Raw genomic sequence first — 25,571 nt, forward strand, 5'->3', positions numbered from 1 at the left:
ATTCATTTCATTGTAAGTGGATGAACCAGTAATTTAATTTAAATCGGTTCTCGAATTCTGTCAGTAACCATACTTTAAATAAGGGAATGCGCATGCTGTTGAAAACGTCTCGACGAACTTTCCTGAAGGGGTTAACCCTCTCTGGCGTAGCCGGAAGTCTTGGCGTATGGAGTTTCAATGCGCGTTCCAGTCTGAGCCTGCCAGTTGCCGCATCCCTGCAGGGTACTCAGTTTGACCTGACCATTGGTGAAACGGCCGTCAATATCACGGGCAGTGAGCGTCAGGCCAAAACAATCAATGGAGGCCTGCCGGGGCCCGTTCTTCGCTGGAAAGAAGGTGACACCATTACCCTGAAGGTCAAAAACCGTCTTAATGAACAGACGTCCATTCACTGGCACGGCATTATTCTTCCGGCCAATATGGATGGTGTTCCGGGGCTGAGTTTTATGGGCATAGAGCCTGATGATACCTACGTTTACACCTTTAAGGTTAAGCAGAACGGGACTTACTGGTACCACAGCCATTCCGGTCTGCAGGAACAGGAGGGGGTATACGGTGCCATTATCATCGATGCCGGGGAGCCAGAACCGTTTACTTACGATCGTGAGCATGTGGTCATGTTGTCTGACTGGACCGATGAAAATCCTCACAGCCTGCTGAAAAAATTAAAAAAACAGTCGGATTACTACAATTTCAATAAACCAACCGTTGGCTCTTTTTTCCGCGACGTGAATACCAGGGGGCTGTCAGCCACCATTGCCGATCGGAAAATGTGGGCTGAAATGAAAATGAATCCGACTGACCTCGCGGATGTCAGTGGCTACACCTACACCTATCTCATGAACGGGCAGGCCCCGCTGAAAAACTGGACCGGACTGTTCCGTCCCGGTGAAAAGATACGCTTACGGTTTATCAACGGCTCGGCAATGACCTATTTCGATATCCGTATCCCCGGGCTGAAAATGACGGTCGTGGCTGCAGATGGCCAGTATGTAAACCCGGTTACCGTTGACGAATTCAGGATTGCCGTTGCCGAAACCTATGATGTCATTGTGGAGCCTCAGGGTGAGGCCTATACCATCTTCGCACAATCCATGGACAGGACCGGTTACGCTCGAGGGACACTGGCCACGAGAGAGGGGTTAAGTGCTGCCGTTCCCCCCCTCGATCCCCGTCCTCTGTTGACCATGGAAGATATGGGTATGGGGGGAATGGGACATGATATGGCAGGAATGGACCACAGCCAGATGGGAGGCATGGATAACAGCGGAGAGATGATGTCTATGGACGGTGCTGACCTTCCGGATAGCGGGACATCCTCCGCGCCCATGGATCACAGCAGCATGGCCGGTATGTATCATTCCCGGATGGCCGGAATGCCGGGTATGCAAAGTCATCCTGCGTCAGAAACGGATAACCCACTGGTTGATATGCAGGCGATGAGCGTCTCTCCGAAATTAAATGATCCGGGTATTGGTCTTCGAAATAACGGAAGAAAGGTTCTCACGTACGCGGATTTGAAAAGCCGCTTTGAGGATCCTGACGGACGTGAACCTGGCCGTACCATAGAACTGCATTTAACCGGCCACATGGAAAAGTTTGCCTGGTCATTTAACGGAATCAAGTTTTCAGATGCCGCACCGGTGCTGCTGAAATACGGTGAGCGGCTCAGGATCACGCTGATCAACGATACCATGATGACTCACCCCATTCACCTGCATGGTATGTGGAGCGATCTGGAAGATGAAAACGGTAATTTCATGGTTCGTAAACACACAATAGATGTTCCCCCTGGTACAAAACGCAGTTACAGAGTGACAGCAGATGCGCTTGGCCGCTGGGCGTATCACTGCCATTTGCTCTATCACATGGAAATGGGAATGTTTCGTGAAGTCCGGGTGGAGGAATGATGCGAATGAAGAGAAATTTGAAGGCCATACCTGTTCTGGTCGCCGGTTTGTTTACCTCACAGCTTTCTATTGCGGCGGGCTCCGTCTCTGCAGATCCCCACGCCGGGCACGACATGTCTGCCATGCAGATGCCAGCAGATGAGAATTTCACTGAGATGACGTCAATGGAGCCCATTGTAACTGAGAGCAGAACGCCAATTCCGCCTGTTACCGATGCCGACCGGAAGGCTGCATTCGGCAATTTACAGGGGCATGCGATTCACGACAGTGCGATTAATTATCTGGTTCTGCTGGATCAACTGGAATGGCAACGGTCGGATAACACCAACAATTTCAGCTGGAGTGTTAACAGCTGGATTGGAGGCGACACAGATCGGATTTGGCTAAAGAGTGAAGGTGAACGAAGCAATGGGGAAACGGAGGCGGCTGAAGCGCAGTTACTCTGGGGACATGCGGTTGGCCCATGGTGGGATTTGGTTGCGGGTGTCAGGCAGGATTTCAGACCTGCTTCTGCCCGGACCTGGGCTGCTGTCGGTTTTCAGGGGCTGGCACTCTATAATTTTGAGTCTGAAATTACGGGTTTTGTCAGTAATGGCGGAAAAGCAGCCCTTCGTCTGGGAGGAGAATACGACGTTTTACTGACTAACCGGCTCATACTCCAGCCATCCTATGAGGTGAATTTCTACAGTCAGGATGATGAATCGCGGGGTCGCGGCAGGGGACTGACTGACACAGAGCTGGGGCTCCGGCTGCGCTATGAAATACGCCGTGAGTTTGCACCCTATATAGGCGTTTCCTGGAATCAACTTTACGGGAAAACATCCGATATGGCGAAAAGAGAAGGTGAGAAAGACCATCAGGTAGTATTCCTGGCGGGAGCCAGAATCTGGTTTTAACGCACTGATATAAAACACTCAACTAAACAGGTAAATAAAATGTCGATTTTAAATAAAGCCATTCTTACAGGTGGCCTCGTTATGGGCGTTGCTTTCTCTGCTATGGCCCATCCGGAATTAAAAAGCTCTGTGCCACAGGCTGATTCAGCCGTAGCGGCCCCGGAAAAGATTCAGCTTAATTTCTCGGAAAATCTGACCGTGAAATTCTCAGGTGCAAAATTAACGATGACGGGTATGAAAGGCATGTCATCACATTCTCCGATGCCGGTCGCGGCAAAAGTGGCGCCAGGCGCTGACCCTAAATCGATGGTCATTATTCCGCGAGAGCCTTTACCCGCTGGCACTTATCGTGTTGACTGGCGCGCGGTTTCTTCAGATACGCACCCTATTACCGGTAATTACACCTTTACAGTGAAGTAATATTATGAACGACCTGATTATGATTGTTATTCGTTTTCTTCTTTATCTGGATTTGATGGTAATATTTGGATTGCCATTTTTTCAGATATATGGAATAAGCGGTGTCAGACATGAAACCTATAACCTGACTAATTTCAGGTCGTTTATAACTTTTGCTGTTGTTACAGGCATCATTCTTACTGGCATTAATATGCTCCTGGTATCTAATGCCATGAGTGGAGTAACTGACCTCAGAGAATTATCCATCCATGTTATCGAGATGGTGATAGAAGAAACTGATGTGGGTATTAGCTGGATTGTCAGGCTCTGTGCCCTGTTTACCACACTCGGTGCTTTGTTCCTTTACACTAATAAGAGAGTATTGTCCTGCCTGCTGATGACGATGAGTGGGGGCGTGGCGCTGGCTACACTTGCCTGGGGAGGACACGCCGTTATGCATGACGGTCTGCATTACTATCTCCATTTACTGAGCGATCTGACCCATCTCGGCGCTGCAGGTGCCTGGACAGGTGCTCTGGTTGCATTTGCTATCCTGCTGATGCGCAGAAACGAGCATAATGCACAGAGCGTCATTGTGATATCTGACTCCCTGGCAAAATTTGCCACGGCAGGAACGGTGATTGTTGTAGCCCTGATCCTGAGTGCGCTGGTCAACTATCTGTATATTGCTGAGGGTAACTTAACTCCCTTATTCAACAGTTCCTGGGGGAGGATATTGCTTGCCAAGACGGCTCTGTTTGTTCTGATGCTTCTTCTGGCTGCAGCAAACCGGTTTCACCTGGGTCCCCGGCTTGAAGTTATGGTCAGGGAAGGGAATTATGATCGCAGCGTTGCCCTGATGCGAAACAGCATCCTGACAGAATTCGTTGTTGCGATTATCATTCTGGGCGCCGTAGCGTGGCTCGGAATGCTTGCTCCGTCTCAGGTCAGCTAGGGGACAGCCAAAGCTCATGCGTGAGATTTTTACTTTCATATCAGCGAGTTGACCATGCAGCGTATTTTAATCGTTGAAGACGAACAAAAAACAGGTCGTTACCTGCAGCAGGGACTGGTTGAGGAAGGCTATCAGGCCGATCTCTTTAATAATGGCCGCGATGGTCTCGGGGCCGCGTCGAAGGGACAGTATGATTTGATAATACTGGACGTGATGCTGCCTTTCCTCGACGGGTGGCAAATCATCAGCGCACTGAGGGAGTCCGGGCACGAAGAACCGGTCCTGTTTTTAACCGCAAAGGACAACGTGCGGGACAAAGTGAAAGGACTGGAGCTTGGCGCAGATGACTACCTGATTAAGCCCTTTGATTTTACGGAGCTGGTTGCACGTGTAAGAACCCTACTGCGCCGGGCACGCTCGCAGGCCGCAACAGTCTGCACCATCGCCGATATGACCGTTGATATGGTGCGCCGGACCGTGATCCGTTCGGGGAAGAAGATCCATCTCACCGGTAAAGAATACGTTCTGCTTGAGTTGCTGCTGCAACGCACCGGAGAAGTGTTACCCAGGAGTCTTATCTCGTCCCTGGTCTGGAACATGAATTTTGACAGTGATACGAATGTGATTGATGTCGCCGTGAGACGTCTGAGAAGTAAAATTGATGATGACTTTGAGCCAAAACTGATCCATACCGTTCGCGGTGCCGGATATGTCCTGGAGATCAGAGAAGAGTGAGGTTCAAAATTTCCCTGACCACACGCCTGAGCCTGATTTTTTCTGCGGTGATGCTTACGGTATGGTGGTTATCAAGTTTTATCCTGATTAGCACCCTTAATGGCTATTTCGATAATCAGGACCGCGATTTTCTGACAGGTAAACTTCAGCTCACCGAAGAGTTTCTTAAAACAGAGACGTTCAGGAACAAAACGGATATTAAGTCATTATCAGAAAAAATAAACGATGCGATGGTGGGGCACAATGGCTTATTCATTTCTATAAAAAACATGGAAAATGAAAAAATTGTTGAACTCTATGCCAAAAATTCTGTTGTTCCAGCGGTCCTGCTTAATAAGTCGGGTGATATTCTCGACTATATGATCCAGACGGAAGAAAATAACACCGTGTACCGCAGTATCTCGCGGCGGGTTGCCGTGACGCCGGAACAGGGTAAAAGCAAACATGTCATCATTACGGTTGCCACGGATACTGGGTATCACACCCTGTTTATGGACAAACTCAGTACCTGGCTGTTCTGGTTCAATATCGGTCTGGTCTTTATTTCTGTTTTTCTGGGCTGGCTGACCACACGTATTGGTCTGAAACCGCTACGGGAAATGACCAGTCTGGCTTCCTCCATGACCGTACACAGCCTGGATCAGCGTCTAAATCCCGATCTGGCTCCGCCGGAAATCTCTGAGACCATGCAGGAGTTCAATAATATGTTTGATCGCCTGGAGGGGGCATTCCGGAAACTGTCAGATTTCTCGTCTGACATCGCGCATGAGCTGCGCACACCAGTCAGTAATCTGATGATGCAGACGCAGTTTGCACTGGCTAAGGAAAGGGATGTTTCGCATTACCGCGAAATTTTATTCGCTAACCTGGAAGAACTGAAAAGGTTGTCACGAATGACCAGTGACATGCTTTTTCTGGCACGTTCAGAGCATGGTCTGCTGCGGCTGGATAAACATGATGTGGATCTGGCAGCCGAACTGAATGAATTACGTGAGTTGTTCGAGCCCCTGGCAGACGAAACAGGAAAGACAATCACGGTTGAAGGAGAGGGCGTTGTTGCCGGAGACAGCGATATGCTCCGACGTGCTTTCAGTAACCTGCTTTCCAATGCAATCAAGTATTCTCCCGATAACACCTGTACAGCGATACACCTTGAGCGTGACAGTGACTGTGTGAACGTGATGATTACGAATACGATGTCCGGCCAGGTTCCCGCTAATCTGGAACGTTTGTTTGACCGGTTCTATCGCGCAGACTCATCAAGGTTCTACAACACGGAAGGCGCGGGGCTGGGATTATCAATTACAAGGTCGATCATTCATGCTCACGGCGGCGAGCTGTCAGCAGAACAGCAGGGGCGTGAAATTGTGTTCAAAGTGCGCCTGTTAATGGATTAATCCCGTTGTTCAGGAGAAACCTGGAAGGTGACAAAATTGTCATCATTCAGTCACGCGATAAACAGAGGCGGTTTTTTATAATTATTCATAAATCAGGAGCAGCGTGATAACACAATCACCTGGTTCCTGGAGTGATGATTAACCCGCCCTGAGATCAACTGCTTTCTCTGTTATAAGCCATTGATTGTTTGGGTATGTAAACACCGGAGACCCAACCATGAAAAAGATTCTCGTATCATTTGTTGCCATTATGGCTGCCGCTTCATCTGCCATGGCTGCAGAGACAATGAACATGCATGACCAGGTAAATAATGCACAGGCACCTGCCCACCAGATGCAGTCATCTGCTGAAAAAAGTGCAATTCAGGGAGACAGCATGACAATGATGGATATGAGCAGTCACGATCAGGCCGCAATGTCCCATGACATGATGCAAAACAGCAATTCTGCTGCCCACCAGGACATGGCTGAAATGCATAAAAAAATGATGAAAGCTAAACCCGGAGCTACCAACGAAACAGCAAAGTCATTTTCTGAAATGAGCGAGCATGAGAAGGCCGCAGCTGTACATGAGAAGGCGAATAATGGTCAGTCTTCCGTTGTTCACCAGCAGCAGGCTGATAAGCATCGCAGTCAGATCACCCAGAATTAACCCGCAGCTCCACTTGTTAGACCCTCATTTGACGCCGAAGTCACTGGCTTACGCTCCCGTCCGGGAGCGTTTTTTTTCCCATATATCAAACTTTAACTCTGAAGAGGTGGAAGTATCTGACCAACACTGTCACGTAACGCCAGATAACTACAAAAACACCTTTTTCCTCCTGTAAATTGCAGTTCCTGCAAGAACATCAAGGCATAATGTTGGAACAGCGTGTGATACACACTTAGCATCATGTTTTGTATGTGTTTTTTTAAAACTTTACAACTTTAAAGTCTTTTTCAGGTTAAAGGATACAACTTTAATGTCTCTACACAGGTGTCTGAATAAGCGAAGACGATACGTTGAGCGTGGACCCGCTGCGTTTTACATAAAGCTCACTTGTGAAATTTGCCCGGTAAATGGATTGCCGGGCACGGTTTTTTGCCTGCAACATACCTGCTACAACCGAATAGACATATTGAATCCAGGTGTTAGTATTCAATAGACAGCAGTAATGAGTATGCGTGTTTCATTTCCGGCCAGGAACGCTGATGATGACAACATTACTACCCGATATCACAGCATTTTCATCATTCACTTCCTTCGCGGCGCAGGTTGCTTACATGCCTGTCTGCTCTCTGGCCATTGTTTCTCATTCCTTCTTATCCCGGATGGAATCTCCCGCTGAATAGCTGTTCAGTGGGCTTTGTGACACGCATCGTTTGATAACAGGGATTACGGCGGGTCGAATATGGATAAGTTTAAACGTCATATGATGTGGTGGGTGGCGGGCATTCTGGTCGTGGTGGCCGCGATAGCATGGTGGGTGCTTCGTCCTGCGGGAATACCGGAGGGGTTTGCAGCCAGCAATGGCAGAATTGAAGCTACCGAAGTGGATATTGCCACCAAGATTGCCGGGCGAATTGACACGATCCTCGTGTCGGAAGGGCAGTTCGTTCGCCAGGGCGAAGTGCTGGCGAAAATGGATACCCGCGTGCTGCAGGAGCAGCGGCTGGAAGCGGTAGCCCAAATCAAAGAGGCCGAAAGTGCGGTGGCGGCAGCGCGGGCGTTGTTAGAGCAGCGGCAAAGTGAAATGCGCGCCGCGCAGTCGGTGGTAAAACAGCGTGAGGCGGAACTGCAGTCGGTCTCTAAACGCCACGTCCGCTCCCGTTCGCTATCTCAGCGTGGGGCGGTGTCTGAGCAACAGCTGGATGACGACAGGGCTGCGGCAGAAAGCGCACGCGCTGCACTGGAATCCGCAAAGGCGCAGGTCTCTGCGGCAAAAGCCGCCATTGAAGCCGCTCGCACCAGTATCATTCAGGCGCAAACCCGCGTAGAAGCCGCGCAGGCTACCGAACGTCGTATTGCGGCTGATATTGATGACAGCGAGTTGAAAGCCCCGCGCGATGGCCGCGTACAGTACCGCGTAGCTGAACCGGGCGAGGTGCTTTCCGCAGGCGGTCGCGTGCTGAATATGGTCGATCTCAGCGATGTCTACATGACGTTCTTCTTGCCAACCGAACAGGCTGGTTTACTGAAGATTGGCGGAGAAGCGCGGCTGGTGCTGGATGCTGCGCCGGATCTGCGTATTCCGGCGACCATCAGCTTTGTGGCTAGCGTCGCGCAGTTCACGCCGAAAACGGTCGAAACCAGCGATGAACGGCTGAAACTGATGTTTCGCGTCAAAGCGCGTATCCCGCCAGAGCTGTTACAGCAGCATTTGGAGTACGTGAAAACCGGTCTGCCGGGCATGGCGTGGGTGCGTGTTGATGAAAGTCGCGCCTGGCCTGACGACCTGGTGGTGAGGTTGCCGCAATGACGCATCTGGCGCTGGTTCCCGTTCCTCCCGTGGCGCACCTTGACGGCGTGAGTCAGCATTACGGGAAAACGGTAGCGCTGAACAATATCACGCTGGATATCCCTGCCCGATGTATGGTGGGGTTGATTGGCCCGGATGGTGTCGGAAAATCGAGCCTGCTGTCGCTCATCTCCGGCGCGCGGGTCATTGAACACGGCAACGTGATGGTGCTGGGCGGCGATATGCGCGACCCAAAACATCGCCGGGATGTCTGCCCGCGCATTGCCTGGATGCCGCAGGGGCTGGGGAAAAACCTGTATCACACGCTGTCGGTATATGAGAACGTCGATTTCTTTGCCCGCCTGTTTGGGCATGACAAAGCGGAGCGTGAGGCGCGGATTACCGAGCTGCTGAATAGCACCGGACTGGCACCGTTTCGCGACCGTCCTGCCGGGAAACTCTCGGGCGGGATGAAGCAAAAGCTGGGGCTGTGCTGCGCGTTAATCCACGACCCGGAACTGTTAATTCTCGATGAACCCACCACCGGGGTCGACCCGCTGTCCCGCGCCCAGTTCTGGGATCTGATTAACAGTATTCGTCAGCGGCAGACCAACATGAGCGTGCTGGTTGCGACCGCTTATATGGAAGAAGCCGAGCGCTTTGACTGGCTGGTGGCGATGAACGCCGGGGAGGTGTTAGCCACCGGGAGCGCGCAGCAGCTACGTGAGCAAACCAACAGCAACACGCTGGAGCAGGCGTTTATCGCGCTGTTACCTGAAGCCCAGCGCCAGGCGCATAAACCGGTAGTGATCCCGCCGTATCACGCTGAGCAGGAAGAGATTGCCATCGAGGCGAAAAACCTGACCATGCGCTTCGGTAAATTTGTGGCGGTGGACCACGTTAACTTCCGCATTCCGCGCGGGGAAATCTTCGGTTTTCTCGGCTCCAACGGCTGCGGTAAATCCACCACCATGAAAATGCTCACCGGACTGCTGCCCGCAAGCGAAGGCGAGGCGTGGCTGTTTGGGCAAGCGGTTGATCCGAAAAATATCGATACCCGCCGCCGGGTAGGCTATATGTCGCAGGCATTTTCGCTTTACAGCGAGCTGACCGTCCGGCAAAACCTCGAACTACATGCGCGGCTGTTCCATATCCCCGAAGCAGAAATCCCTGGGCGGGTGCAGGAGATGAGCGAGCGCTTTTCGCTGACCGATGTCGAAGATGCGCTGCCCGGTGCGCTGCCGTTGGGGATCCGTCAACGCCTGTCGCTGGCGGTGGCGGTGATCCATCGCCCGGAGATGCTCATTCTTGATGAACCGACCTCCGGGGTCGATCCGGTTGCGAGGGATATGTTCTGGCAACTGATGGTCGACCTGTCGCGCCAGGACAAAGTGACCATTTTTATCTCCACCCACTTTATGAACGAAGCGGAGCGCTGCGACCGCATGTCGCTGATGCACGCCGGAAAAGTACTGGCCAGCGGTACGCCGCAGGAACTGGTGAAACAGCGTGGAGCTGCCAGTCTGGAAGAGGCGTTTATCTCCTGGTTGCAGGAAGCGGCAGGCCCGGCGCCGGAAACTCAGTTAGCGCCAGCCAATGTCCCGACAGTGCATGAAAACAGTAAGCCGCCGCGGCAAGGTTTTAGCCTGCGGCGCTTATTCAGCTACAGCCGCCGTGAAGCGCTGGAACTACGGCGCGATCCGGTACGCTCCACGCTGGCGCTGATGGGCACGGTGATCCTGATGCTTATCATGGGCTACGGCATCAGCATGGATGTGGAAAACCTGCGTTTTTCGGTGCTCGACCGCGACCAGACCGTCAGCAGCCAGGCGTGGACGCTGAATCTGGCGGGATCGCGCTATTTTATCGAACAACCGCCGCTCACCAGTTATGACGATCTGGACAAACGGATGCGTTCTGGCGAAGTTGCGGTAGCAATTGAAATTCCGCCAAATTTTGGCCGCGACATCGCACGTGGAACGCCGGTGAAGATTGGCGTCTGGGTCGATGGCGCAATGCCAAGCCGCGCTGAAACGGTCAGGGGTTACGTGCAGGCGATGCACCAGACCTGGCTGCAGGATGTGATGGCGCGCCAGCCAAATGCCAGCGGGCAAAACGGGCTGATGACCATTGAAACTCGCTATCGTTACAACCCGGATGTGAAGAGCCTGCCGGCGATTGTTCCGGCAGTGATCCCACTGCTGTTGATGATGATCCCCTCCATGCTCAGCGCCCTCAGCGTGGTGCGTGAGAAAGAGCTGGGGTCGATTATCAATCTGTACGTTACGCCCACGACCCGCAGCGAGTTTTTACTCGGCAAACAGTTGCCGTACATCGTGCTGGGCATGCTGAATTTCCTGCTGTTGTGCGCGCTGTCGGTGTTTGTATTCGGCGTTCCGCATAAGGGGAGCTTTGTGACCCTGACGCTGGCTGCGCTGCTGTACGTCACCATTGCCACCGGGCTGGGGCTGTTAATCTCCACGTTTATGAAAAGCCAGATCGCGGCCATTTTTGGTACGGCGATTATTACATTGATCCCGGCGACGCAGTTTTCCGGAATGATCGATCCAGTTGCCTCGCTGGAAGGGCCGGGCCGGTGGATTGGTGAAATTTATCCGACCAGCCATTTTCTGACCATCGCGCGCGGAACGTTCTCTAAAGCGTTGGATCTGACCGATCTCTGGCAGCTGTTTATTCCGCTGGCGGTAGCCATTCCGGTGGTGATTGGTCTGAGCGTATTACTGCTGAAAAAACAGGAGGGGTGATGCGCCGATTACGCAATATTTATAACCTCGGCATCAAAGAGTTGCGCAGCCTGCTGGGTGACAAAGCGATGCTGACGCTGATCGTCTTCGCCTTCACGATTTCGGTTTATTCTTCCGCGACCGTCCTGCCGGGTTCGCTGCATCTGGCACCGATTGCTATTGCCGATATGGACCAGTCGCAGTTGTCGAATCGGATTGTGAACAGCTTTTATCGCCCGTGGTTTTTACCGCCGGAGATGATCACTGCCGATGAAATGGATGCCGGGCTGGACGCCGGGCGCTATACCTTCGCCGTAAACATTCCGCCTGATTTTCAGCGTGATGTGCTGGCCGGACGACAACCGGATATACAGGTTAACGTCGATGCCACGCGGATGAGCCAGGCGTTTACCGGCAACAGCTATATCCAGAATATCATCAGCGGCGAGGTGAACAGCTTTGTGGCGCGTTACCGCGATAACAATGAGCCGCCGGTAGCGCTGGAAATGCGCATGCGCTTTAACCCTAATCTGGAACCCGCCCGCTTTGGCGCGGTGATGGCGATTATCAACAACATCACCATGTTGGCGATTGTGCTGACCGGGTCGGCGCTGATCCGCGAGCGCGAGCACGGGACCATTGAACATCTGCTGGTGATGCCGGTGACGCCGTTTGAGATCATGATGGCAAAAATCTGGTCGATGGGGCTGGTGGTGCTGGTGGTTTCCGGTCTGTCGCTGATGCTGATGGTAAAAGGTGTGCTCGGGGTGCCGATTGAAGGTTCGATACCGTTGTTTATGCTGGGCGTGGCGCTGAGCCTGTTCGCCACCACCTCGATCGGCATTTTTATGGGCACGCTGGCGCGCTCCATGCCGCAGTTGGGGCTGCTGATGATTCTGGTGCTGCTGCCGTTACAGATGCTCTCAGGTGGCTCCACACCGCGTGAAAGCATGCCGCAGGCGGTGCAGGACATTATGCTGACCATGCCGACTACCCATTTCGTCAGTCTCGCGCAGGCGATACTTTACCGCGGCGCCGGGTTTAGCATTGTCTGGCCGCAGTTTCTGACGCTGCTGGCGATTGGCAGCGCGTTCTTCCTGATAGCACTGCTGCGTTTCAGAAAGACGATTGGTACGATGGCGTAATCATTATTGCCGGGGCACTTCGCTTACCTGGCCTACAAAGTATAACGGACGTAGGCCGGATAAGGCGTAGCCGGCATCCGACAACGAAACAGGCAATTACTCTTCTTTCGGCAGGCACTGTAGATGGCCGTGGCGCACGCCGCGCTGGGAAATCACGTCATCGGCAAAATGCTGTACATCGCCCATGTCGCCTTTTAGCACGGCGATTTCCAGGCAGTCGTCATGGTTGATGTGCACGTGCAGCGTGGCGACCGATAAATCGTGGTGGTGGTGTTGGGTAGAAACAATACGGCTGGCCAGATCACGCTTCTCATGCTCATAAACATACGAGAGCACCGCGAAGCCCTGAGTGCCGTGTTCAAGGGTAGTTTCCTGCGCCAGTGCGCCACGCAGAATATCGCGGATCGCTTCGGAACGGTTGTTGTAGCCACGGCGCTGACTCAGGCCGTCGAGCGTTTCCAGTAAATCGTCATCGAGGGTAATGGTGACTCGTTGCATCTGCAGTTAACCTTTCATGTGGCGCGTTGGCGCACAGGGGGTAAGGGGAATAGCGTATTTTGTAACACACGTCCGGCATCCGGGGAAAAGGTTAATGCTCTCGCAATAAACGCAGCAGGGTACTGACCTGTTCATCCAGCGGAGCGAGCGTATCTTTAACGATCAGATGCAAAGGCGTGGCGCGACGAGCACCATGGCTTAACGGCAGTGGGCGTAAAAGCCCCTGATCAAGCTGCGTCTGAATACGTTCCTCGGGCAGCCAGCCGTAACCGACCTGATACATCACCGCATCAATCGCGGCATCAATGGTCGAGAAGGTCCAGGCAGCACGCGCCGGTTGTTGTGGGTTATCGCGATCGGCAATGCGAATCAGCGGCCAGGCGCGTAATGCGTCTTCATTCAGCGGCGCATCCAGCATGCAGAGTGGGTGATCGCGGTGGGCCACGGCCACGAAGTCAATATTCATCAGCCATTCGCCGCGTCCGGTGACATCCTGACGCCGGGTCAGGACCATTACGTCCGCATCGGCATGTGCTGCCAGTCGAGCATCGCCATTCTCCAGGACTTCGGTCAGACGCACCTGCGTTTGCGGCCAGGCCTGCTGAAACTGTTTGAGAATGGCAAACAGGCGTTTGCGTGGGAAGATACTATCTACCATCAAATCCAGCCGCGTTCGAGTACCGTTTTGTAACGTTGCGGCCCGGGTTTCCACCCATAAAAAGGCCTTCAGTAGCGGTTTGACCTGATTGAGCAATAGCTCTCCGGCCGGTGTCAGGACAGCCCTGGGCCTTCCGGGGTCAGCAGCGTTACGCCAAGTCGCTCCTGTAACAGTGCCAGATTGTAGCTTACCGAAGACTGGCTACGGTTGGTCTCTTCCGCCGCTTTAGCGAAGCTGCCCAGCTCCACCACTTTCTCCAATAGGGCCCACTGCTCGAGGGTTGTTTTGTGCATAACTCATCTAATAATTGAATGAATTTGATGCAAACATAGCGTTATTCATCCAATTTTTGAAGCGTTAAGATCCTCACATCAAGTAAGAGGAGAACGAATATGAGCGCGTTTGATAAACATGATTTAAGCGGATTTGTTGGCAAACATCTGGTCTATACCTACGATAATGGCTGGAATTACGAGATCTACGTGAAAAACGACACTACCCTGGATTACCGCATTCACAGCGGTATTGTGGGAAATCGTTGGGTGAAAGATCAGCGGGCCTATATTGTGCGGGTCGGGGAGAGCGTTTATAAAATTTCATGGACCGAACCGACCGGGACCGACGTCAGCCTGATCGTAAACCTGGGTGACAAACTCTTTCACGGCACCATCTTTTTCCCTCGCTGGGTGATCAATAATCCGGAAAAAACGGTCTGCTTCCAGAATGACCATATTCCGCTAATGATGTCGTACCGCGATACCGGCCCGGCGTATCCCACCGAGGTGATTGATGAGTTCGCGACCATCACTTTCGTACGTGACTGCGGCGCGAACAACGATGACGTTATTGCCTGTGCGGCGAGCGAGCTGCCGAAAAACTTTCCGGAAAATTTACGCTAAGGCTTCCAGGCGCTGCACGGCGTCTGCGGTCAGGGTAAACGGCGTGGGGGTGCACACCGCCAGGCTCAGGGTATCGAGCTGGCACTGGCTGACGGAGAGTGAGGAAGTTAGCGCGGTACTGTCGACGCTGACGATTTGCCAGGCGCTACCGCCGCGCTGTTTCACGATAGCTTCTTTACGCGTCCAGATGCGCCAGAACGCCGCCAGCTGTTGCTCCGGGCGTTCGGCCTCGACTTCGGCATGTTCACCAAGACTGAATACCGTATTTGCCAGCGTTTGCCAGTTATCGCGCGGGCGCACGACTTCAATATCGCAGCCGACTTCCCCTTCGTCGCTGAGCAGCAGGGCGATATCATCACCGCTGTGGCTGAGATTGAACCACAGCGGCGTGTCAGCAGAAAAGGCCGGTTTTCCTTGCTCGCCATAGACGATGTCTGGTAATGGCGAAAGGGCATGGGAAAGCAGCACGCGACCGGCCAGCCAGCGCGCACGGCGAGCACCTTGCGGCGCTTGCTCACACAGTGCGGCAGGCAGTGCACCAGCGCTTAAAACAGAAACTTTCCCAAGAACGATCCGGTACATATTAGGGCTAACCTTTAGTAATAATGGGGTTATGTATCATTCTTCACATGCTGTTTGCAAGTTTATCCCGGTAATCGGCTTTTGGGCCTGCCGGGCCCCAGCAAAATCGCCAGTTTGCTGCCGCCTTTGGTGGTTTCCATCCAGATTTTACACACGCTGGTTAACGGCACGGAGAGCAACATGCCGACCGGACCGAGCAGCCATCCCCATACCAACAGAGAGAGGAAGACGATTAGCGTCGATAATCCCAGCCGATGCCCCATCATTCGGGGTTCGAGAATATTGCCAATCACCATATGCACCACCAGAAACAGTGCGCCAACCAACAGACATTCGTAAATGCCATTAAAAAGCAGTGCCTGGATCATGGGCGGGACGGCGGAAATGACCGAGCCAATGTTGGGCACGTAGTTTAACAGGAATGCCAGTACGCCCCACATCAGAGCAAACTGAATCCCCATCAGTGCCAGTCCCAGCCAGATTATGGCACCGGTCCATAAGCTGAGCAGCGTTTTCAGCGCCAGATAGTGTGACACACCCTTCAGCGCTCGATGTAGCCCCGCAATGTGGATTTGCGGATTATTCAACGCAAAACGCATCTTATAGGGGACATGACGCACCTCAAACAGCATAAAAACTACCGTCATCACCAGCAGAAAGACGCTGGCCATGGCACCAGAAAGACTCGTCATCAGCGTGGTTGTGAAGGTCATCAGCTTGTCAGAGTCCATGCGTTGCAGTATACGTTCCGGGGACATATGCAGATTCAGAAAAGGCACCATCTCTTGCAAATACAGAACCTTGCGCGTTAGCTCCTTATTGTATTTTGGCAGCAGGTCCATGAATTCAGTGATTGACGACGCCAGCACGCCAACCAACGCCGTAAGAACGATCAGCATCACCACCACGACTAAGGTAATAGCGATTGGGCGACCGACTCCCCGGCGGATAAACCATGTGACCAGTGGATTCAATACAATGGCAAAAAAGAGGGCCAGCAGCAGCTGCACAATGATATCCGCCGCAGCATGGATACCTGCGAGGATCACCACCAGAGCGGCCAGTTTGAGCAAAATGTGCAAACCCGTTTTATCGGGCTGGGTGGTTATCATGTCTTCTTCCTGTTTGCGTTTTTGCATTAAGTGTAGCGGCTGGCTTGCGACTGATATTCCTAAACTGGCTACTGATTTCTGCTCTGCAACATGGTAGAAATGAAACACTGTTGTGAAAACGTGGTGACCCTCCATGCCCGAACCCGTCGCTGAACCGACGCTTAGCGGTTTACGCCTGAACCTGCGTATTGTTTCTGTGGTGATGTTTAACTTCGCCAGCTACCTGACCATCGGCCTGCCGCTCGCGGTGTTGCCTGGCTACGTCCATGATGTAATGGGATTTAGCGCTTTCTGGGCTGGGCTGGTCATCAGCCTGCAATATTTCGCTACGCTGCTGAGCCGTCCGCATGCCGGTCGCTATGCCGATCTGCTGGGGCCAAAGAAGATTGTGGTATTTGGGCTGTGCGGCTGCTTTTTAAGTGGTCTGGGCTATTTACTGGCGGGATCAACGAACGGCTGGCCGTTGGCCAGTCTGCTGCTGCTTTGTCTGGGGCGCGTGATTCTAGGGATCGGGCAAAGCTTTGCCGGGACCGGCTCTACGCTGTGGGGCGTGGGGGTGGTTGGCTCAATGCACATCGGACGGGTGATTTCCTGGAATGGCATCGTGACCTATGGCGCGATGGCGATAGGCGCGCCGCTGGGTGTTCTGTTTTATGCCTGGGGTGGCTTACAGGGGCTGGCGCTGACCGTGATGGGCGTGGCACTGTTGGCAATCCTGCTGGCGCTCCCTCGTCCGGCGGTTAAGGCCAGCAAAGGCAAACCGTTGCCATTTCGCGCGGTGCTTGGGCGCGTCTGGTTGTATGGCATGGCGCTGGCCCTGGCCTCCGCCGGATTTGGGGTAATCGCTACCTTCATTACCTTGTTCTATGATGCCAAAGGCTGGGATGGCGCCGCATTCGCGCTGACGCTTTTTAGCTGCACGTTTGTCGGTACTCGTTTGTTGTTCCCAAATGGTATCAACCGTTTAGGCGGGCTGAATGTGGCGATGATCTGCTTTAGCGTCGAGATTGTCGGGCTGTTACTGGTCGGGATGGCTTCGATGCCGTGGATGGCGAAAATCGGCGTTCTGCTGGCCGGGGCTGGGTTCTCACTGGTTTTCCCGGCGCTGGGCGTGGTGGCGGTAAAAGCCGTTCCTCAGCAAAATCAGGGCGCTGCGCTGGCGACCTACACGGTGTTTATGGATTTATCGCTGGGGGTTACCGGGCCGCTGGCCGGGCTGGTCATGACGTGGGCGGGTGTGCCCGTTATCTATCTGGCGGCGGCAGGGCTGGTAGCGGTGGCGTTATTGCTGACCTGGCGGTTAAAAAAACGGCCTCAGGTGGTGTCACCGGAGGCCGCGTCATCGTCTTAACCGTTACTGGATAACCAGCGTGTTAATGATGTTTTCTGCAGTAGTCTGCGCTTTTTGCTGATCGTCAGCAGGCAGCGTGATTTGCAGCGTCAGCAGTTGGTTGTCCACTTTACCCAACACCACGGAAGAGTATGCGGTCTGGCCTTTGGCCGAGATGATGCTGTCTAACTGCTGCAACGTGTGGCCTTTCAGCTCAATAGATTTATTGGTGACGACCTGCAGCTGCGGGTCACGGCTACGCTGCTGATCTTCCAGACGTTTTGCCAGCACCGCCAGGTCTTCGTTGGTGTTGTCGCCAACAATCACAATCACTGCTTTCTGGCCGGTTGCGTCAGAATATACGTGCATATTGTTCGCCTGGGTGCCCAGCTTACCGCTCTGATCGGTCATATCCGCTGGCAGGGAAAAACTGAGTTTGCCGTCCAGCAGGCTGACCGGTTGTCCGGTGGCGTTACTTTCTGCGGCAGCACCCTCGGCTGGCGCTTTTGTATCGCTATTATCACAGGCCGCAAGCCCCATAACCAGCAGGCCAATACCGACATATTTAACCAGATTGCGCATTGACTTCTTCCTTTCGATAAACGGCCATAACGGCTCATTCGTCCATCTTATCACAACTCGGAAAATGAACCTTTAACTCGTCTGCAATGCAGAGATTTCAGATTTATCTGCCAGCCTTTTCAGTAACATATTCAGCAGCACGCCATACATTGGCAGGAAGAAAATAATGCTGATCAGCACTTTGAAGCAGTAATCGACCAGTGCGATTTCCATCCAGTGCTCGGCCATAAAGGCATCCGGGCTACGCCAGAAAGCGATAAAGAAGAAGGCCAACGTATCGCTGATATTGCCAAACAGCGTGGACGCCGTCGGTGCCAGCCACCAGCGACGGTTCTGACGCAGGCGGTTAAAGACATGCACATCCAGAATTTGTCCCAGCGCGTAGGCCATAAAGCTGGCGGCGGCGATACGGGCGACAAACAGGTTAAAGTGCAGCAGCGCGCCGAATCCTTGCCACGATCCCATATAGAACAGTGATGAAACGACATAGGAGATCAGCAGCGCGGGGATCATAACCGCAAAGATGATACGTCGAGCCAGCGGCGCGCCAAAAATACGCACGGTCAGGTCGGTCGCGAGGAAAATAAACGGAAAGCTAAACGCGCCCCATGTGGTATGGAAACCAAAAATGGAGATTGGAAGCTGCACCAGATAGTTGCTGGAGGTGATCACCAGCAGATGAAATAGCGATAGCCAGAACAACGCTTTTACGCGCTGAGTTTGTGTAAACGGAGTCATATTGTGACCTTTTTGTTGGATGGGGTGAGGGAACCCAATAAAAAACCGTCGCATGATACTGCTTTAAGAGCACATTGCAATGGTTGTTTTTCACGCAATCGTTAACCTGATTGGCTTACGCCACAACAGAGCGTAAAATAACGCCGTTTTTGTATGAATGAGACGACGATGAGCGACCTGTTTACTTCCCCCGACCATACTCTTGATGCCCAGGGGCTGCGCTGCCCGGAACCGGTAATGATGGTGCGTAAAACCGTACGCGGCATGCAGGCCGGTGAAACGCTGCTGATTGTCGCCGACGATCCGGCAACAACCCGCGATATTCCTGGCTTCTGTACCTTTATGGAACATGAGCTGGTGGCCAAAGAGACCGACTCGCTGCCGTACCGTTATTTAGTGCGCAAAGGGCAGTAATCTTGTCATGCCGGATGGCGCTAACGCTTCTCCGGCCTATAAAGACTGAGTAACCTGTAGGCCTGATAAGCGAAGCGCCATCAGGCGAGAAACAGGCACTACCCTTTACGCAACAACCGCAGCGCGTTCGCGGTCACCAGCACCGTCGCCCCCGTATCCGCCAGCACCGCCAGCCACAGTCCGGTTATCCCGAGCAGCGTGGTGACGAGGAAAATCCCCTTCAGGCCCAGCGCAATCGCAATGTTCTGGCGAATATTGGCGTGGGTAGCCCGCGCCAGCTGAATCATTTGCACCAGACCACGCAGACGGTTGTGGGTCAGAGCGGCATCGGCGGTCTCCAGCGCGACGTCGGTCCCGCTTCCCATCGCAATACCAATTGTGGCCGCTTTCATTGCCGGAGCGTCGTTGATGCCGTCGCCGACCATCGCCAGCGGCGACTGTTGGTTAAGATGGGTAACGGCCTGCACCTTATCTTCTGGCAAGAGTCCTGCTTTGAATTCGAGGCCCAGTTCACCGGCAATGGCGGCGGCCGCACGCGGGTTATCACCGGTCAGGATCACCCCTTTCACGCCAATCTGATTAAGCTCGCTGATGGCGCTGCGAGCGTCATCGCGCAGCGTGTCCTGTAAGGCCAGTACGCCGAGAACGGTATCGTTACGCAGCACCAACACCACCGTTTGGCCCGCGCTTTCCAGCTCGCTAATCTGCCCGGCAAAGGCATCGGCAGGCTGCTTACCGGCGGCGCAAATCAGTACGCGTTCGCCGTTGACCAGCGCTTCAATTCCAGAGCCAACCAGCGCCCGTTGCTCTTTTGCGACAGGAATAGACAGCTCGCGCGTTTGTGCTTCCCGAACAATTGCTTGTGCCAGCGGGTGCGTCGCGCCTTGCTCTACCGCTGCCGCCAGTGCCAGCAGTTCAGCCTCACCAATACCACTCGCTGGATGAATCGCTGTGACGCGTGGTTTACCGACGGTCAGGGTGCCGGTTTTATCAAACGCCACCTGAGTGACTCTACCCAACTGTTCCAGCGCGGCTCCGCCTTTGATTAATGCCCCACGACGCGCCGCAGCGGCCAGACCAGAAGTAATGGCTGCGGGGGTTGAAATCACCAGAGCACAAGGGCAGCCAATCAGCAGCAGCGTCAGCCCTTTATAAATCCACTCCTGCCAGGATGCGGCAAACAGCAGTGGCGGTACGAGGGTGACCAGCAGCGCAACCGCCATAATGGCTGGAGTGTAAATCCGGCTGAAACGGTCAATAAAGCGCTCAATGGGAGCGCGGCGTTCTTCCGCTTCTTCAATCAGCTTCAGAATACGGTCAATCGCGCTGGCACCCGGCTCGGAGAGCACTTCCAGCGTAACCAGACGGTCCACGCTGGTGGCACCCGCCGGGACTTTCTCGCCGGTGGCGCGTTCAACCGGGATCGATTCGCCGGTCAGGGCGCTCTCATCAAAGCTGGCAAAGCCGGAGACCAGTTTGCCGTCGGCAGGTAAACGCCCACCCGCGGCAACCTCAATAACATCGCCAGGCCGGAGGGTATTGATAGCCACCTCTTCGCGCTCGCCGTTACGCAGGCGTGTGGCGGTTTCCGGTTTGAGCGCCATCAGTGCGCTGACCCCTTTACGGGCGCGGCTGGCGGCCCAACCTTCCAGACGCTCGCCAATTAAAAACAGCAGCAGCACCATAGCGGCTTCCGCCGTCGCGCCGATAAACAGTGCGCCAATGGCGGCGACGCTCATCAACGTTTCAATGGCAAAGTAGCTGCCGGTTTTCATCAGACGCAGGGCCTGACGGGCAATGGGATACAGGCCGACCAGCGTGGTGGCGATAAACGCTATCTGACCGAAGGGATGATTGAACTGCTCCAGCCCCCAGCTAATCGCCATCATGATAATCAGCGAAATCAGCGGCAGGTTTTCTTTAAAACGTGACTCGGGTGCGGCGTCCGTCGCGTGCTCATCGCGCAGGGTATAGCCTGCTTTTTGCACCGCGTTTTCAACTTGCTGGCGGATATCGGAACCGGCATCGACCACCAGTTTTTCAGTGGCGAACAGAACCTGGACCTGGTTGACGCCGCTGACCTGGCGGACCGCATTCTCTACTTTGCGGGCGCAAGCTGCGCAGTCCATGCCTGCCACTTTCCAGGAATAGCGGGTACCTATTACGGTATCGGATACGGTTGGTGTAGTGGAGCAGCTTCCTTCGCAGCAGCAGTCATCCGCCTTTTGTGGTGCAGGCGCTGGCTTGAAAGAAGAGAATTGTGGGACTTTTTTGCCACGGGTATCGGGTGTCGACATGGCATCCTCCGGTTGATAATCATTTCGTATTAACCGGAGGATACACTCTGGAGTCGACTCCAGAGTCAAGCGTTTTAAAGATACAACGAACGAACAATCAGGAAATGTCCGGCGAAGTAGCAGGCGGCGGCAATGGCGTTATCGGCGCGGAAGCGGCGACGGTAATGGCTACCCAGCCAGACAATGTTGCCGATGAACAGGAGGGATGCGCCCATAAATGCCGACAGCGCCGGGGCGGTCGGGCGGAAGAACCACAGCTCACCGGCCATCCAGACCATCATCAGCGTGATGCCGATAAAGGTGCAGATAGCGACACGCAGCTCTTCCAGACGCGTCCAGATCACGGCGATCAGCAACGCCCCCAGCACTACCAGCACCAACGGCAAAGGCCAGAAGAACGACAGTGTCATTTGGCTGGCGAAGTAAATGGTATACAGCAGATGCGACAGGAAGAATGCCCCCACGGCGTACAGCAGGCGTTGGCGCGGTAACAGCGTCAGCGCATCGCCCAGCAGCGAGGCAAGCAGGCCAGCCAGCACCAGATAGCTGATAGCGTTAAACATTGGCGCCTGCCAGGCCAGCAGCGCCAGCAGGAGTAACGTCAGGGGCTTAAAGACCCAGCGTTGCCAGGCAGGTCCACGATAGGAAGCATCCACGAACAACCATGCGGAAAGACAGACAGCGATAAACGACCAAAGCATCTTAGTTCCTTGAATTCGTTATTTTTTCGTAAGCGGGGTGCTCACGGCTCTACTGTCCAGTGTAGAGGTCGACACAGCCAGATGACAACACCATAACAGGCGATGTATGCTTATTTCCGCATTTTCTGATGGGTTAATAATATGAGCAAACCACCACTTTTTTTCATTGTTATCATTGTCTTAATCGTTGTCGCTGCGTCGTTTCGCTTTGTTCAGCAGCGGCGAGAAAAAGCCGATAATGATGCGGCGCCGCTGGTGCAAAAGCAGGTGGTGGTAAGTAACAAACGGGAAAAACCGCTAAACGATCGACGATCCCGTCAGCAGGAAGTAAGCCCGTCAGGAACCAGCATGCGCTATGAAGCCAGCTTTAAGCCACAAAACGGGGGGATGGAGCAGACGTTTCGTCTGGATGCCCAGCAGTACCACGCGTTAACGGTCGGGGATAAAGGCACGCTGAGTTACAAAGGTTCGCGATTTGTTGATTTTACGCTTGAACGCTAAAGTGTCATCTGACTGATGCCGGATGGCGGCTTACGCCTTATCCGGCCTACAGATTTTTCGCCCCGGCCCGCAACGTGCCGCCGGGCGAAAAGATCACAGCTACTTCTTCAACTGATCTTTAATCTTCTTCTGCCACACCAGTAGCTCAAAGACGCCGAACAGAAAAATACGGATTTTCTCTCCGTTGGTCATCTGCGGGCCATCTTTAGGCATGGTGCTTTTTAGCAGCGCCAGCTGCATGCCATGCATCAGCACCATAAATATCAGTGCGACGTTAACGAAGATGTTAAGCGGGCGTGGAAAGGGTTGGAAAATATTCAGTAGTAAAAATGCCCAGACGCACAGCATCAGCAGGCGTCCCAGGTTAATCAGCATCGTGTTCTCCTCGTGCTTCACGTTGGTACAGGCGATAGGCGACCTGTCCGGCGACTTTCTCACGGTATAGCGACCAGTTCACCGGAACCGGCGGTAAGCCGTTTTCTACTTCGCTTTCAACGTAAATATACGCTTCATTTGCCAGCCAACCATGAGTTTCCAGAAGCGTTAATGTTTCTTCCAGTAATCCTTTGCGAAACGGCGGGTCAACAAATACCACGTTATGCGGCGTACCTGCCTGAGCCAAAAATGTCAGCGTATTGGTGTTGACGACGCGGGCGTGAGAGGCTTTCAGCGTGGCGAGATTCTTTTGTAGCTGCTGAGATACCGCGCGATCCATCTCCAGAAGCGTCGCATTTGCCGCATAGCGAGAGAGGGCTTCCAGCCCCAGCGCGCCGCTGCCGGCGAAGCAGTCCAGACAGTGAGCATCGACCATTACCGGGGCCAGCCAGTTAAACAACGTTTCGCGCACACGGTCGGTGGTCGGACGCAGGCCGGGGCTGTCCGGAACCGGGAGTTTACGGCCACGCCATTGACCGCCAATAATGCGGATCTGGCCGCTACCAGAGTGATTCGGTTTTTTCATTTCAATTATTGCTCAATCCGCTGCTGACGTGTCATTCCAGGCGGTGATGTGAGTTAAGTTAAGTGATAGACTATTTCATCATTTTTTTAGCTGCTATGTACATAGCGTTGACGCTGTGCCATGAAGCAACAGCGGGGGAGTGTAGTCGCAAATGGCGAAAGAGAAAAAACGTGGCTTTTTTTCCTGGCTGGGCTTTGGTCAAAAAGAGCAGGCACCGGAAAACGAGACAGAAGTAAAAAACGAAGAACAACAACCGGTTGCTGAAGAAACTACCGTCGTTGACGAACAACCGCACGTCGAGGAAACCCGTAGCGAGGCTGAAACGCAAGCCTTTGCAGCTGAAGTCGTTGAAGTAACTGAACAGGTTGCGGAAATCGAAAAACTGCAGCCGGAAGTCGAACCTGTCGCCGAACAAGCGCAGCCGGAGATTGAGCCGGTTGCTGAACCCATTGCTGAAACTGTAGTAGAAACGCCAGCAGCGGTGGTTATCGAACGCGAAGAATTGCCGCTGCCGGAAGAGGTGAAAACTGAAGAAGTTTCTGCCGAAGAGTGGCAGGCCGAAGCGGAAACCGTGGAAATCGTTGAGGCGGCTGAAGAAGAAGCTGAAAACGAACCGCAACTGACCGACGAAGAGCTGGAAGCACAGGCGCTGGCCGCTGAGGCTGCTGAAGAAGCGGTTATGGTGGTGCCGGTAGAAGAACCTGCTGTAGAAGAACCGGTAGAAGAAGAGGTGGTCCAGGAGCAGGAAAAACCAACCAAAGAAGGTTTCTTTGCGCGCCTGAAACGCAGCCTGCTGAAAACAAAAGAAAACCTCGGTTCCGGATTTATCAGTCTGTTCCGTGGTAAAAAGATCGACGATGATCTGTTTGAAGAGCTGGAAGAGCAACTGCTGATCGCTGATGTGGGTGTAGAAACGACCCGCAAAATCATTGCGAATCTGACGGAAGGCGCCAGCCGCAAGCAGCTTAAAGATGCGGAAGCGCTGTACGGTCTGTTGAAAGAAGAGATGGGCGAGATTCTGGCGAAGGTTGACGAACCGCTGAATGTTGATGGCAAAACACCATTTGTTATCTTAATGGTTGGCGTCAACGGCGTGGGCAAAACCACCACTATTGGTAAGCTGGCGCGTCAGTTTGAGCAGCAGGGTAAATCGGTAATGCTGGCGGCAGGTGATACTTTCCGTGCGGCGGCAGTAGAACAGCTGCAGGTTTGGGGTCAGCGTAACAACATCCCGGTGATTGCTCAGCATACTGGCGCGGATTCCGCGTCCGTTATCTTTGATGCCATCCAGGCGGCGAAGGCGCGTAACGTAGACGTGCTGATCGCTGATACCGCAGGGCGTTTGCAGAATAAATCGCACCTGATGGAAGAATTGAAAAAAATCGTTCGCGTCATGAAGAAGCTGGACGAAGATGCGCCGCATGAAGTTATGCTGACTATCGACGCCAGCACCGGGCAGAATGCGATAAGCCAGGCCAAACTGTTCCATGAAGCGGTGGGCTTAACCGGTATCACCCTGACCAAGCTGGATGGTACGGCGAAGGGCGGGGTTATCTTCTCGGTAGCCGATCAGTTTGGCATCCCTATCCGCTATATCGGTGTGGGCGAACGTATCGAGGATTTACGTCCGTTTAAAGCGGACGATTTTATAGAGGCACTTTTTGCCCGAGAGGATTAAC

Annotated in this window: 24 protein-coding genes and 1 pseudogene; 15 read left to right on the forward strand and 10 right to left on the reverse strand. The window is 53.5% G+C overall.

Annotated elements, in window-relative coordinates; translation table 11 throughout:
* The first annotated feature begins 92 nt into the window (after window positions 1-92).
* The 10 genes from pcoA to OGY33_RS01325 all read left to right on the forward strand — a co-directional run bounded on the left by pcoA (window position 93) and on the right by OGY33_RS01325 (window position 12,619).
* Complete coding sequence (pcoA, locus tag OGY33_RS01280) at window positions 93-1,910, forward strand: multicopper oxidase PcoA (protein ID WP_191238037.1); 1,818 nt, start codon at window positions 93-95, stop codon at window positions 1,908-1,910.
* Between the two features lie 5 nt (window positions 1,911-1,915).
* A complete protein-coding gene (gene pcoB / locus OGY33_RS01285; protein WP_001378118.1) occupies window positions 1,916-2,806 on the forward strand; it encodes a copper resistance outer membrane transporter PcoB in 891 nt (296 codons plus the stop codon).
* A gap of 39 nt (window positions 2,807-2,845) precedes the next feature.
* Complete coding sequence (gene pcoC, locus OGY33_RS01290; protein WP_000025662.1) at window positions 2,846-3,226, forward strand: copper resistance system metallochaperone PcoC; 381 nt, start codon at window positions 2,846-2,848, stop codon at window positions 3,224-3,226.
* Window positions 3,227-3,281: 55 nt separating this feature from the next.
* Window positions 3,282-4,160 carry a copper resistance inner membrane protein PcoD gene (gene pcoD, locus OGY33_RS01295; RefSeq protein WP_229692861.1) on the forward strand — a complete coding sequence of 293 codons (879 nt, stop codon included), beginning with the start codon at window positions 3,282-3,284 and terminating at the stop codon, window positions 4,158-4,160.
* 54 nt (window positions 4,161-4,214) lie between these two features.
* Window positions 4,215-4,895, forward strand: coding sequence for a copper response regulator transcription factor PcoR (gene pcoR / locus OGY33_RS01300; RefSeq protein ID WP_001188930.1), 681 nt, complete (start codon window positions 4,215-4,217; stop codon window positions 4,893-4,895).
* Window positions 4,892-6,292 (forward strand): copper resistance membrane spanning protein PcoS, encoded by a 1,401-nt coding sequence (gene pcoS / locus OGY33_RS01305; RefSeq protein ID WP_001211180.1) that lies wholly within the window; start codon window positions 4,892-4,894, stop codon window positions 6,290-6,292. Before pcoR ends, pcoS begins: the two co-directional genes overlap by 4 nt.
* Window positions 6,293-6,509: 217 nt before the next feature.
* Window positions 6,510-6,944: a copper resistance system metallochaperone PcoE gene (gene pcoE / locus OGY33_RS01310; protein ID WP_000723069.1), complete on the forward strand. Its 435-nt coding sequence runs from the start codon at window positions 6,510-6,512 to the stop codon at window positions 6,942-6,944.
* 739 nt (window positions 6,945-7,683) lie between these two features.
* A complete protein-coding gene (locus OGY33_RS01315) occupies window positions 7,684-8,751 on the forward strand; it encodes an HlyD family secretion protein (protein ID WP_048215360.1) in 1,068 nt (355 codons plus the stop codon).
* On the forward strand, window positions 8,748-11,495 hold the full coding sequence (rbbA, locus tag OGY33_RS01320; RefSeq protein WP_191238038.1) for a ribosome-associated ATPase/putative transporter RbbA: 2,748 nt from the start codon (window positions 8,748-8,750) through the stop codon (window positions 11,493-11,495). The genes OGY33_RS01315 and rbbA overlap by 4 nt, the downstream gene beginning before the upstream one ends.
* On the forward strand, window positions 11,495-12,619 hold the full coding sequence (locus OGY33_RS01325) for an ABC transporter permease (RefSeq protein WP_020996068.1): 1,125 nt from the start codon (window positions 11,495-11,497) through the stop codon (window positions 12,617-12,619). Before rbbA ends, OGY33_RS01325 begins: the two co-directional genes overlap by 1 nt.
* A 96-nt stretch (window positions 12,620-12,715) precedes the next feature.
* Here OGY33_RS01325 and nikR read toward each other — a convergent pair whose 3' ends face one another.
* On the reverse strand, window positions 12,716-13,117 hold the full coding sequence (nikR, locus tag OGY33_RS01330) for a nickel-responsive transcriptional regulator NikR (protein WP_003827507.1): 402 nt from the start codon (window positions 13,115-13,117) through the stop codon (window positions 12,716-12,718).
* Window positions 13,118-13,208: 91 nt separating this feature from the next.
* Window positions 13,209-14,068, reverse strand: a pseudogene (locus tag OGY33_RS01340) (LysR family transcriptional regulator).
* Window positions 14,069-14,167: 99 nt separating this feature from the next.
* Between OGY33_RS01340 and OGY33_RS01345 the strand changes: the two are divergent.
* Window positions 14,168-14,674: a phenolic acid decarboxylase gene (locus OGY33_RS01345; protein ID WP_048215363.1), complete on the forward strand. Its 507-nt coding sequence runs from the start codon at window positions 14,168-14,170 to the stop codon at window positions 14,672-14,674.
* On the opposite strand, the gene acpT is transcribed toward OGY33_RS01345, so the two are convergent.
* Together acpT and OGY33_RS01355 are read right to left on the reverse strand one after the other, a co-directional pair.
* A complete protein-coding gene (gene acpT, locus OGY33_RS01350) occupies window positions 14,666-15,256 on the reverse strand; it encodes a 4'-phosphopantetheinyl transferase AcpT (RefSeq protein ID WP_191238040.1) in 591 nt (196 codons plus the stop codon). The genes OGY33_RS01345 and acpT overlap by 9 nt on opposite strands.
* Window positions 15,257-15,318: 62 nt before the next feature.
* Window positions 15,319-16,368 carry an AI-2E family transporter gene (locus OGY33_RS01355; protein ID WP_079934309.1) on the reverse strand — a complete coding sequence of 350 codons (1,050 nt, stop codon included), beginning with the start codon at window positions 16,366-16,368 and terminating at the stop codon, window positions 15,319-15,321.
* Window positions 16,369-16,501: 133 nt separating this feature from the next.
* Here OGY33_RS01355 and OGY33_RS01360 point away from each other — a divergent pair, with 133 nt between their 5' ends.
* Window positions 16,502-17,719, forward strand: a complete 1,218-nt coding sequence (locus OGY33_RS01360; RefSeq protein ID WP_003827545.1) for an MFS transporter — start codon at window positions 16,502-16,504, stop codon at window positions 17,717-17,719.
* Between the two features lie 3 nt (window positions 17,720-17,722).
* Here the strand turns inward: OGY33_RS01360 and OGY33_RS01365 are convergent, their stop codons facing one another.
* Both OGY33_RS01365 and OGY33_RS01370 read right to left on the reverse strand, forming a co-directional pair.
* Window positions 17,723-18,280, reverse strand: a complete 558-nt coding sequence (locus tag OGY33_RS01365) for a DcrB family lipoprotein (protein WP_003827547.1) — start codon at window positions 18,278-18,280, stop codon at window positions 17,723-17,725.
* 72 nt (window positions 18,281-18,352) lie between these two features.
* Window positions 18,353-19,018 carry a 7-cyano-7-deazaguanine/7-aminomethyl-7-deazaguanine transporter gene (locus tag OGY33_RS01370; RefSeq protein ID WP_003827549.1) on the reverse strand — a complete coding sequence of 222 codons (666 nt, stop codon included), beginning with the start codon at window positions 19,016-19,018 and terminating at the stop codon, window positions 18,353-18,355.
* Between the two features lie 168 nt (window positions 19,019-19,186).
* Between OGY33_RS01370 and tusA the strand changes: the two genes are divergently transcribed.
* Window positions 19,187-19,432, forward strand: a complete 246-nt coding sequence (gene tusA, locus OGY33_RS01375) for a sulfurtransferase TusA (RefSeq protein ID WP_003827551.1) — start codon at window positions 19,187-19,189, stop codon at window positions 19,430-19,432.
* Window positions 19,433-19,530: 98 nt separating this feature from the next.
* On the opposite strand, the gene zntA is transcribed toward tusA, so the two are convergent.
* Window positions 19,531-21,729 carry a Zn(II)/Cd(II)/Pb(II) translocating P-type ATPase ZntA gene (zntA, locus tag OGY33_RS01380; protein ID WP_191238041.1) on the reverse strand — a complete coding sequence of 733 codons (2,199 nt, stop codon included), beginning with the start codon at window positions 21,727-21,729 and terminating at the stop codon, window positions 19,531-19,533.
* 74 nt (window positions 21,730-21,803) lie between these two features.
* A complete protein-coding gene (locus OGY33_RS01385) occupies window positions 21,804-22,430 on the reverse strand; it encodes a lysoplasmalogenase (protein ID WP_003827558.1) in 627 nt (208 codons plus the stop codon).
* A 141-nt stretch (window positions 22,431-22,571) separates the two neighbouring features.
* Between OGY33_RS01385 and OGY33_RS01390 the strand changes: the two genes are divergently transcribed.
* Entirely contained in the window at window positions 22,572-22,931 is a 360-nt protein-coding gene (locus OGY33_RS01390; RefSeq protein WP_191238042.1) for a DUF2500 domain-containing protein, read from the forward strand.
* A gap of 99 nt (window positions 22,932-23,030) precedes the next feature.
* Here OGY33_RS01390 and OGY33_RS01395 read toward each other — a convergent pair whose 3' ends face one another.
* A complete protein-coding gene (locus OGY33_RS01395) occupies window positions 23,031-23,306 on the reverse strand; it encodes a DUF1145 family protein (RefSeq protein ID WP_003023415.1) in 276 nt (91 codons plus the stop codon).
* The gene (gene rsmD / locus OGY33_RS01400) at window positions 23,296-23,892 is read right to left on the reverse strand and encodes a 16S rRNA (guanine(966)-N(2))-methyltransferase (protein WP_003827565.1); all 597 of its coding nucleotides are present in this window, start codon (window positions 23,890-23,892) and stop codon (window positions 23,296-23,298) included. The genes OGY33_RS01395 and rsmD overlap by 11 nt, the downstream gene beginning before the upstream one ends.
* Before the next feature lie 151 nt (window positions 23,893-24,043).
* Here rsmD and ftsY point away from each other — a divergent pair, with 151 nt between their 5' ends.
* Window positions 24,044-25,570, forward strand: a complete 1,527-nt coding sequence (gene ftsY, locus OGY33_RS01405; RefSeq protein ID WP_191238043.1) for a signal recognition particle-docking protein FtsY — start codon at window positions 24,044-24,046, stop codon at window positions 25,568-25,570.
* Window position 25,571 lies beyond the last annotated feature (1 nt).

This window comes from Citrobacter sp. Cpo032 (assembly GCF_030332975.1).
GTDB lineage: Bacteria > Pseudomonadota > Gammaproteobacteria > Enterobacterales > Enterobacteriaceae > Citrobacter > Citrobacter portucalensis.

Coding starts and splice junctions, on each gene's coding strand:
- OGY33_RS01390 (WP_191238042.1), top strand. CDS start 22,572: ATGAGCAAACCACCACTTTTTTTCATTGTTATCATTGTCTTAATCGTT.
- OGY33_RS01315 (WP_048215360.1), top strand. CDS start 7,684: ATGGATAAGTTTAAACGTCATATGATGTGGTGGGTGGCGGGCATTCTG.
- pcoC (WP_000025662.1), top strand. CDS start 2,846: ATGTCGATTTTAAATAAAGCCATTCTTACAGGTGGCCTCGTTATGGGC.
- OGY33_RS01365 (WP_003827547.1), bottom strand. CDS start 18,280: ATGCGCAATCTGGTTAAATATGTCGGTATTGGCCTGCTGGTTATGGGG.
- tusA (WP_003827551.1), top strand. CDS start 19,187: ATGAGCGACCTGTTTACTTCCCCCGACCATACTCTTGATGCCCAGGGG.
- rbbA (WP_191238038.1), top strand. CDS start 8,748: ATGACGCATCTGGCGCTGGTTCCCGTTCCTCCCGTGGCGCACCTTGAC.
- ftsY (WP_191238043.1), top strand. CDS start 24,044: ATGGCGAAAGAGAAAAAACGTGGCTTTTTTTCCTGGCTGGGCTTTGGT.
- pcoD (WP_229692861.1), top strand. CDS start 3,282: ATGGTAATATTTGGATTGCCATTTTTTCAGATATATGGAATAAGCGGT.
- OGY33_RS01360 (WP_003827545.1), top strand. CDS start 16,502: ATGCCCGAACCCGTCGCTGAACCGACGCTTAGCGGTTTACGCCTGAAC.
- acpT (WP_191238040.1), bottom strand. CDS start 15,256: ATGTACCGGATCGTTCTTGGGAAAGTTTCTGTTTTAAGCGCTGGTGCA.
- OGY33_RS01395 (WP_003023415.1), bottom strand. CDS start 23,306: ATGCTGATTAACCTGGGACGCCTGCTGATGCTGTGCGTCTGGGCATTT.
- rsmD (WP_003827565.1), bottom strand. CDS start 23,892: ATGAAAAAACCGAATCACTCTGGTAGCGGCCAGATCCGCATTATTGGC.
- pcoB (WP_001378118.1), top strand. CDS start 1,916: ATGAAGAGAAATTTGAAGGCCATACCTGTTCTGGTCGCCGGTTTGTTT.
- OGY33_RS01355 (WP_079934309.1), bottom strand. CDS start 16,368: ATGATAACCACCCAGCCCGATAAAACGGGTTTGCACATTTTGCTCAAA.
- pcoR (WP_001188930.1), top strand. CDS start 4,215: ATGCAGCGTATTTTAATCGTTGAAGACGAACAAAAAACAGGTCGTTAC.
- OGY33_RS01345 (WP_048215363.1), top strand. CDS start 14,168: ATGAGCGCGTTTGATAAACATGATTTAAGCGGATTTGTTGGCAAACAT.
- zntA (WP_191238041.1), bottom strand. CDS start 21,729: ATGTCGACACCCGATACCCGTGGCAAAAAAGTCCCACAATTCTCTTCT.
- OGY33_RS01385 (WP_003827558.1), bottom strand. CDS start 22,430: ATGCTTTGGTCGTTTATCGCTGTCTGTCTTTCCGCATGGTTGTTCGTG.
- OGY33_RS01325 (WP_020996068.1), top strand. CDS start 11,495: ATGCGCCGATTACGCAATATTTATAACCTCGGCATCAAAGAGTTGCGC.
- pcoA (WP_191238037.1), top strand. CDS start 93: ATGCTGTTGAAAACGTCTCGACGAACTTTCCTGAAGGGGTTAACCCTC.
- nikR (WP_003827507.1), bottom strand. CDS start 13,117: ATGCAACGAGTCACCATTACCCTCGATGACGATTTACTGGAAACGCTC.
- pcoE (WP_000723069.1), top strand. CDS start 6,510: ATGAAAAAGATTCTCGTATCATTTGTTGCCATTATGGCTGCCGCTTCA.
- OGY33_RS01370 (WP_003827549.1), bottom strand. CDS start 19,018: ATGACTCCGTTTACACAAACTCAGCGCGTAAAAGCGTTGTTCTGGCTA.